At 63.7% G+C, this 6,208-nt stretch carries 12 protein-coding genes and 1 pseudogene; all 13 read right to left on the bottom strand.

Features of this window, described 5'->3' with window-relative positions:
- Positions 1–31 precede the first annotated feature (31 nt).
- The gene (locus tag WD026_RS11215) at positions 32–541 is read right to left on the bottom strand and encodes a peroxiredoxin (protein WP_425723734.1); all 510 of its coding nucleotides are present in this window, start codon (positions 539–541) and stop codon (positions 32–34) included.
- Positions 542–656: 115 nt separating this feature from the next.
- Positions 657–926: a 30S ribosomal protein S17 gene (rpsQ, locus tag WD026_RS11220; protein WP_425723735.1), complete on the bottom strand. Its 270-nt coding sequence runs from the start codon at positions 924–926 to the stop codon at positions 657–659.
- A 12-nt stretch (positions 927–938) separates the two neighbouring features.
- Positions 939–1,139: a 50S ribosomal protein L29 gene (rpmC, locus tag WD026_RS11225; RefSeq protein WP_308331124.1), complete on the bottom strand. Its 201-nt coding sequence runs from the start codon at positions 1,137–1,139 to the stop codon at positions 939–941.
- 16 nt (positions 1,140–1,155) lie between these two features.
- Complete coding sequence (rplP, locus tag WD026_RS11230; protein WP_425723736.1) at positions 1,156–1,572, bottom strand: 50S ribosomal protein L16; 417 nt, start codon at positions 1,570–1,572, stop codon at positions 1,156–1,158.
- A 2-nt stretch (positions 1,573–1,574) separates the two neighbouring features.
- A complete protein-coding gene (gene rpsC, locus WD026_RS11235; protein WP_425723737.1) occupies positions 1,575–2,456 on the bottom strand; it encodes a 30S ribosomal protein S3 in 882 nt (293 codons plus the stop codon).
- 13 nt (positions 2,457–2,469) lie between these two features.
- A complete protein-coding gene (gene rplV / locus WD026_RS11240; RefSeq protein ID WP_302174166.1) occupies positions 2,470–2,805 on the bottom strand; it encodes a 50S ribosomal protein L22 in 336 nt (111 codons plus the stop codon).
- Positions 2,806–2,814: 9 nt separating this feature from the next.
- The gene (rpsS, locus tag WD026_RS11245; protein WP_302174167.1) at positions 2,815–3,090 is read right to left on the bottom strand and encodes a 30S ribosomal protein S19; all 276 of its coding nucleotides are present in this window, start codon (positions 3,088–3,090) and stop codon (positions 2,815–2,817) included.
- A gap of 12 nt (positions 3,091–3,102) precedes the next feature.
- Entirely contained in the window at positions 3,103–3,927 is an 825-nt protein-coding gene (gene rplB, locus WD026_RS11250) for a 50S ribosomal protein L2 (RefSeq protein WP_302174169.1), read from the bottom strand.
- A gap of 2 nt (positions 3,928–3,929) precedes the next feature.
- Positions 3,930–4,244 carry a 50S ribosomal protein L23 gene (gene rplW / locus WD026_RS11255; RefSeq protein WP_425723738.1) on the bottom strand — a complete coding sequence of 105 codons (315 nt, stop codon included), beginning with the start codon at positions 4,242–4,244 and terminating at the stop codon, positions 3,930–3,932.
- Complete coding sequence (rplD, locus tag WD026_RS11260; RefSeq protein ID WP_302174173.1) at positions 4,241–4,861, bottom strand: 50S ribosomal protein L4; 621 nt, start codon at positions 4,859–4,861, stop codon at positions 4,241–4,243. The genes rplW and rplD overlap by 4 nt, the downstream gene beginning before the upstream one ends.
- Positions 4,861–5,535 carry a 50S ribosomal protein L3 gene (rplC, locus tag WD026_RS11265; RefSeq protein WP_425723756.1) on the bottom strand — a complete coding sequence of 225 codons (675 nt, stop codon included), beginning with the start codon at positions 5,533–5,535 and terminating at the stop codon, positions 4,861–4,863. The genes rplD and rplC overlap by 1 nt, the downstream gene beginning before the upstream one ends.
- 208 nt (positions 5,536–5,743) lie before the next feature.
- On the bottom strand, positions 5,744–6,058 hold the full coding sequence (gene rpsJ, locus WD026_RS11270) for a 30S ribosomal protein S10 (protein WP_066157716.1): 315 nt from the start codon (positions 6,056–6,058) through the stop codon (positions 5,744–5,746).
- 23 nt (positions 6,059–6,081) lie between these two features.
- Positions 6,082–6,208: pseudogene (locus WD026_RS11275) on the bottom strand (elongation factor Tu); the annotation flags it as partial.

The raw sequence follows: 6,208 nt of genomic DNA on the forward strand, positions 1-6,208 counted from the left end.
GATGGCCTTTTTAGTGGGGCCGCGGCTCTGCTTACAGGGACTTGGCCTGGGCCAGCAGCGTGGCGGCGTCGCTCACCTCGAACTTGCCCGGCGCTTCGATGTTCAGGCTCTTGACCACACCGTCCTTGACCAGCATGGAGTAGCGGTTGCTGCGCAGGCCCATGCCGCGGGCGGTCAGGTCCAGCGTCAGGCCGGTGCCCTTGCTGAACTCGGCGCTGCCGTCACCCAGCATGCGCACCTTGGCGCCGGTCTTCTGATCGCGGGCCCAGGCGCCCATGACGAAGGCGTCGTTCACGCTCACGCACCAGATCTCGTCCACACCGGCGGCCTTGAAGGCGTCGAAGTGCTCCACATAACCCGGCACATGCTTGGCCGAGCAGGTGGGCGTGAAGGCGCCGGGCAGCGCAAACAGGGCAATGGTCTTGCCGGCGGCGGCCTTGTGCACATCGACCGGGTTCGGGCCGATGCTGCAGCCGTTGCCTTCGACTTCGATGTACTCCATCAGGGTGGCGGCGGGCAGCTGGTCACCAACTTGGATCATGCGGGTTCTCCTCGGGGTTATGGACGGGTGCAGCGACCGATTCGCGACCCATAAAAAAAGCGACCGGATTGTCGGTCGCTTTTCGATCGAACGCTGCGGGCAGCGATCAACAGGCTTACACCAGGGCAGCCTTTTGAACCAGGCGGGTGGCCACCCAGTTCTTGGTCTTGGACAGCGGACGGCTCTCGGTGATCTCGATCACGTCACCCATCTTGTACTCGCCCTTTTCGTCATGGGCGTGGTACTTGCTGGACTTGGCCACGATCTTGTCGTAGAGCTCGTGCTTCACGCGACGCTCGACCAGGACCGTCACGGTCTTGGCGCGCTTGTCGCTCACCACCTTGCCGATCAAGGTGCGCTTCAGGGCGGGTTTGGCTTCCGTCATGGATTCGCTCCTTTATTTGGCAGCCGCACGCTGTTTCTCGGCCAGGATGGTCTTGGCACGAGCAATGGCGCGACGGGTGTCGCCCAGCGTGGCGGTGTTGTTGAGTTGTTGGGTGGCCTTCTGCATGCGCAGGCCGAAATGGGCCTTCTGCAGGCTCTTCACTTCGGCTTCGAGGCCGGCCACATCCTTCTGGCGCAGTTCAGCAGCTTTCATCTCATGTTCTCCTGAATCACTGACCCAGCATGCGCGTCACGAAGGTGGTGCGCAGCGGAAGTTTGGCAGCGGCCAGCTGGAACGCCTCACGGGCCAGCTGCTCGGGCACACCGACGATCTCGTACAGCACCTTGCCGGGCTGGATCTCGGCCACGTAGTACTCCACCGAGCCCTTGCCGTTGCCCATACGGACTTCGGCAGGCTTGTTGGAGATCGGCTTGTCCGGGAACACGCGGATCCAGATGCGGCCGCCACGCTTGACGTGACGGGAAATCGCACGGCGTGCGGCTTCGATCTGGCGGGCCGTCAGACGGCCGCGGTCGGTGGACTTCAGACCGAAATCGCCGAAGGCCACGGTCGCGCCACTGGTGGCGACGCCGGTGTTGCGGCCTTTCTGCTCTTTGCGGTACTTGCGACGGGCAGGTTGCAACATGTTTATTCTCCTTTGCCGTCCGCAGCTGCAGATGCGGGTGCGTCTTTACGAACGCGCTTAACGGCGGGTTTGCTGTCGGCACCCGTGGCTTCGGCAGGCTTGTCGCTGCCATCGGCCGGGGCGGCATTGGCGCCAGGACGGCGCACGGCGGCGCGGGCGGCCGGGCCGGCAGGACGCTCGGCACGGTCACGGCGCGGGCCACGCGGGCGACGCTCTTCCTCGGGGCGAGGGGTCTCCACGGCCGGCAGATCGTTGCGGCCCAGGGTGTCACCCTTGTAGACCCACACCTTCACGCCGATCACACCGTAGGTGGTCTTGGCTTCGGAGGTGCCGTAGTCGATGTCGGCGCGCAGGGTGTGAAGCGGCACGCGACCTTCGCGGTACCACTCGCAGCGGGCGATCTCGATGCCGTTCAGGCGACCGGACGACATGATCTTGATGCCCTGGGCGCCCAGGCGCATGGCGTTCTGCATCGCGCGCTTCATGGCGCGGCGGAACATGATGCGCTTCTCGAGCTGCTGGGTGATGGAGTCGGCGATCAGCTTGGCATCGATCTCGGGCTTGCGCACTTCCTCGATGTTGACGGCCACCGGCACGCCCAGTTTGGCGGCCAGGTCTTTCTTCAGCTTCTCGATGTCCTCGCCCTTCTTGCCGATGACCACGCCCGGACGTGCCGAGTAGATGGTGATGCGGGCGTTCTTGGCGGGGCGCTCGATGACCACGCGCGACACAGCGGCGTTCTTCAGCTTGGCCTTGAGGTACTCGCGAACCTTGATGTCTTCGGCCAGCATGCCGGCGAAGTCACGGTTGCTGGCGTACCAACGGCTGGCCCAGTTGCGCGAAACGGCCAGGCGGAAGCCGGTCGGGTTGATTTTTTGTCCCATGTTCCAGTGCCTCTCAGTTGCCGACCGTCACGTAGATGTGACACGTGGGTTTGCTGATGCGGTTGCCGCGGCCTTTGGCGCGGGCCGAGAAACGCTTGAGCGTGGTGCCTTGCTCGACGTAGATGGTCTTGACCTTCAGCTCGTCGATGTCGGCGCCGTCGTTGTGTTCAGCGTTGGCGATGGCGGACTCCAGGGCCTTCTTCACGATGCCGGCCGCTTTCTTCTGCGTGAACATCAGGATGTTGAGGGCCTGGTCGACCTTCTTGCCGCGAATCAGGTCAGCCACGAGACGGCCCTTGTCCACCGACAGGCGCACGCCGCGGACGACACAGCGGGTTTCAGTAGTCATGGTTGATCCTTACTTCTTGGCTTTCTTGTCGGCCGGGTGACCTTTGAAGGTCCGCGTCAGCGAGAACTCGCCGAGCTTGTGGCCGACCATCTGGTCGGTGATGTAGACCGGCACGTGCTGCTTGCCGTTGTGCACGGCAATGGTCAGACCGATGAACTCGGGCAGGATCATGGAGCGGCGCGACCAGGTCTTCACCGGCTTCTTGTCCTTGGTGGCCACGGCTTTTTCAACCTTGGCCAGCAGATGGTGGTCGACAAACGGACCTTTTTTGAGCGAACGAGTCATGTTGTCAACCCCTTACTTCTTGCGACGCGAGACGATCATCGACTGCGTGCGGCGGTTGTTGCGGGTGCGGTAACCCTTGGTCAGGTTGCCCCACGGATCCACCGGAGCGCGGCCTTCGCCGGTCTTGCCCTCGCCACCACCGTGCGGGTGGTCGATCGGGTTCATCGCGGTACCACGGACGGTCGGGCGGATGCCCATGTGGCGCTTCACACCGGCCTTGCCGATCTGGCGCAGGCTGTGCTCGGTGTTCGACACCTCGCCGATGGTGGCGCGGCAGTCCACGTGGATCTTGCGCACTTCGCCGGAACGCATCCGGACCTGGGCGTAGATGCCTTCGCGGGCCAGCAGCACAGCCGAAGCGCCGGCGGAACGGGCGATCTGGGCGCCCTTGCCGACCTGCAGCTCGATGCAGTGGATGGTCGAACCCACCGGGATGTTGCGGATCGGCAGGGTGTTGCCCACGCGGATCGGCGACTCCGAGCCCGACAGCAGGGTGGCGCCCACCTCAACGCCACGCGGGGCGATGATGTAGCGGCGCTCGCCGTCGGCGTAGCACAGCAGCGCGATGTGCGCGGTGCGGTTGGGGTCGTACTCGATGCGCTCGACCTTCGCAGGGATGTTGTCCTTGTTGCGACGGAAGTCGACCACACGGTAGTGGTGCTTGTGACCACCGCCCTTGTGACGGGTGGTGATGTGGCCGTTGTTGTTGCGGCCGGCCTTCTGGAACTGGGGTTCCAGCAGGGGGGCGTAACCTTCACCCTTGTGCAGGTGGTCACGCGTGACCTTCACCATGCCGCGACGGCCTGGCGAAGTCGGTTTCATCTTGATGACAGCCATGATTACGCAGCCTCCCCGCCAAAGTTCAGTTCCTGACCGGGCTGCAGCGTCACGTAGGCCTTGCGAACGTGATCGCGGCGACCCACGGTCTTGCCGAAGCGCTTGGTCTTGCCCTTCTGGTTGACGACGGACACACCCTTGACCTGGACCTTGAACATCAGCTCAACGGCGGCCTTGATCTCGGGCTTGGTGGCGTCGCGCAGCACCTTGAACAGCACGGCGTTGGTTTTCTCGGCGACCTGGGTGGCTTTCTCGGACACGATGGGTGCCACGAGGACCTGCATCAGGCGGCCTTCGTCGAATTGTGCGGTGCTCATGCGAACATCTCCTTGAGCTGGTCGATCGCCGCCTTGGTGACGATCACCTTCTTGTAGTGCACCAGCGACAGCGGATCGGCGTAACGCGGCTCGACCACCAGCACGTTGGGCAGGTTGCGCGAAGCCAGGTACAGGTTCTCGTCCACCTCGTCGGCGATCACCAGGACCGACTTGAGGTTCATGGCCTTGAACTTGTCGGCCAGCTGCTTGGTCTTGGGCGAATCGACCTTGATCGACTCGACCACGGCCAGACGGCCTTCACGGACCAGCTGCGAGAAGATGGAGGCCATGCCGGCGCGGTACATCTTCTTGTTGAGCTTCTGGGTGAAGTTCTCGTCAGGGCTGTTCGGGAAGATGCGACCGCCTCCGCGCCACAGCGGGGAAGACGTCATACCGGCGCGAGCGCGGCCGGTGCCCTTCTGCTTGAACGGCTTCTTGGTCGAGTGCTTGACCATCTGACGGTCTTTTTGTGCACGCGTACCTTGACGGGCGTTCGCCTGGTAGGCCACCACGAGCTGGTGGATCAGGGCTTCGTTGTAGTCACGACCAAACACGGTCTCGGGCACATCCACGTTGGATGCAGCCTGGCCCTGGTCGTTCAGGAGTTCGACTTGCATCAGTTCGCTCCTTTGGCCGCGCTGGCCTTGATGGCGGGACGGACGGTCACGAAACCGCCGTTGGCACCCGGCACGGCGCCACGGATCATCAGCAGGCCACGGGCCTCGTCCACGCGGACGATGTCCAGGTTCTGGATGGTCTTGGTCACGTCGCCCATGTGGCCGGTCATCTTCTTGCCCGGGAACACACGGCCCGGATCCTGGGCCATGGAGATGGAGCCCGGCACGTTGTGCGAACGGCTGTTGCCGTGCGAGGCGCGCTGCGAGCTGAAGTTGTGGCGCTTGATGGTGCCGGCGTAGCCTTTACCGATCGAGGTGCCCTGCACGTCGACCTTCTGGCCGGCGGCAAAGATGGAAGCAGGAGCCACGACGGCGCCCGGCTGGTATTGACCAGCCACGTCGGCGGCAACGCGGAATTCCTTGATGATTTCACCGGCTTCGACACCGGCCTTGGCCAGGTGACCGGCTTCGGGCTTGGTCACGCGGGAGGCGCGGCGCTTGCCGAAGGTGACCTGCAGAGCGACGTAGCCGTCGTTCGCGTCGGTTTTGACTTGCGTCACACGGTTGTTGGACACGTCGACCACCGTGACAGGCACTGCGTCCCCGTCATCGGTGAACAGGCGCATCATGCCCACCTTGCGACCCAACAACCCGAGGGAGTTGCTAAGACTCATTGTTTTCTCCGTTCCCGACTTCAATTGGCCGGGGCTGATGTGCAGTGCCGTTGCCGGCGGCTGCGTTGATGAAACGGTGACTTCGGCCGTGACCGGCGCCATCCGCTCGAGCAAACCCATTCCAGCAAAAGCTGGAAAGCCCGCCAGTATATCCGGCGGGCCTTGTTCATGCAAGCGCCAGCGCCTCAAGGGCGCCGACGCTGCGGCATCACTGCAGCTTGATCTCGACGTCCACGCCGGCCGGGAGGTCCAGCTTCATGAGCGCGTCCACCGTCTTGTCGGTCGGATCGACGATGTCCATCAGACGCTGGTGGGTGCGGATCTCGAGCTGGTCGCGGCTGGTCTTGTTGACGTGCGGCGAACGCAGGATGTCGAAGCGCTTCATGCGGGTCGGCAGGGGCACGGGGCCCTTGACGATGGCGCCGGTGCGCTTGGCGGTGTCGACGATCTCGGCGGCCGAGGTGTCGATCAGCTTGTAATCAAACGCCTTGAGGCGGATGCGGATCTTTTGCTTGGTGGACATGGGAGTTCCTTGAATGATCCGGATTACTCGATGATCTTGGCCACGACGCCGGCGCCGACGGTGCGGCCGCCTTCGCGGATGGCAAAGCGCAGGCCTTCTTCCATGGCGATCGGGGCGATCAGCTTGACGGTGATCGACACGTTGTCGCCG

This window comes from Hydrogenophaga sp. R2 (assembly GCF_049843595.1).
Taxonomy (GTDB): Bacteria; Pseudomonadota; Gammaproteobacteria; order Burkholderiales; family Burkholderiaceae_C; genus Hydrogenophaga.

Coding starts and splice junctions, on each gene's coding strand:
- rplP (WP_425723736.1), bottom strand. CDS start 1,572: ATGTTGCAACCTGCCCGTCGCAAGTACCGCAAAGAGCAGAAAGGCCGC.
- WD026_RS11215 (WP_425723734.1), bottom strand. CDS start 541: ATGATCCAAGTTGGTGACCAGCTGCCCGCCGCCACCCTGATGGAGTAC.
- rplC (WP_425723756.1), bottom strand. CDS start 5,535: ATGAGTCTTAGCAACTCCCTCGGGTTGTTGGGTCGCAAGGTGGGCATG.
- rplD (WP_302174173.1), bottom strand. CDS start 4,861: ATGCAAGTCGAACTCCTGAACGACCAGGGCCAGGCTGCATCCAACGTG.
- rpsJ (WP_066157716.1), bottom strand. CDS start 6,058: ATGTCCACCAAGCAAAAGATCCGCATCCGCCTCAAGGCGTTTGATTAC.
- rplV (WP_302174166.1), bottom strand. CDS start 2,805: ATGACTACTGAAACCCGCTGTGTCGTCCGCGGCGTGCGCCTGTCGGTG.
- rpsS (WP_302174167.1), bottom strand. CDS start 3,090: ATGACTCGTTCGCTCAAAAAAGGTCCGTTTGTCGACCACCATCTGCTG.
- rplW (WP_425723738.1), bottom strand. CDS start 4,244: ATGAGCACCGCACAATTCGACGAAGGCCGCCTGATGCAGGTCCTCGTG.
- rpsQ (WP_425723735.1), bottom strand. CDS start 926: ATGACGGAAGCCAAACCCGCCCTGAAGCGCACCTTGATCGGCAAGGTG.
- rpsC (WP_425723737.1), bottom strand. CDS start 2,456: ATGGGACAAAAAATCAACCCGACCGGCTTCCGCCTGGCCGTTTCGCGC.
- rpmC (WP_308331124.1), bottom strand. CDS start 1,139: ATGAAAGCTGCTGAACTGCGCCAGAAGGATGTGGCCGGCCTCGAAGCC.
- rplB (WP_302174169.1), bottom strand. CDS start 3,927: ATGGCTGTCATCAAGATGAAACCGACTTCGCCAGGCCGTCGCGGCATG.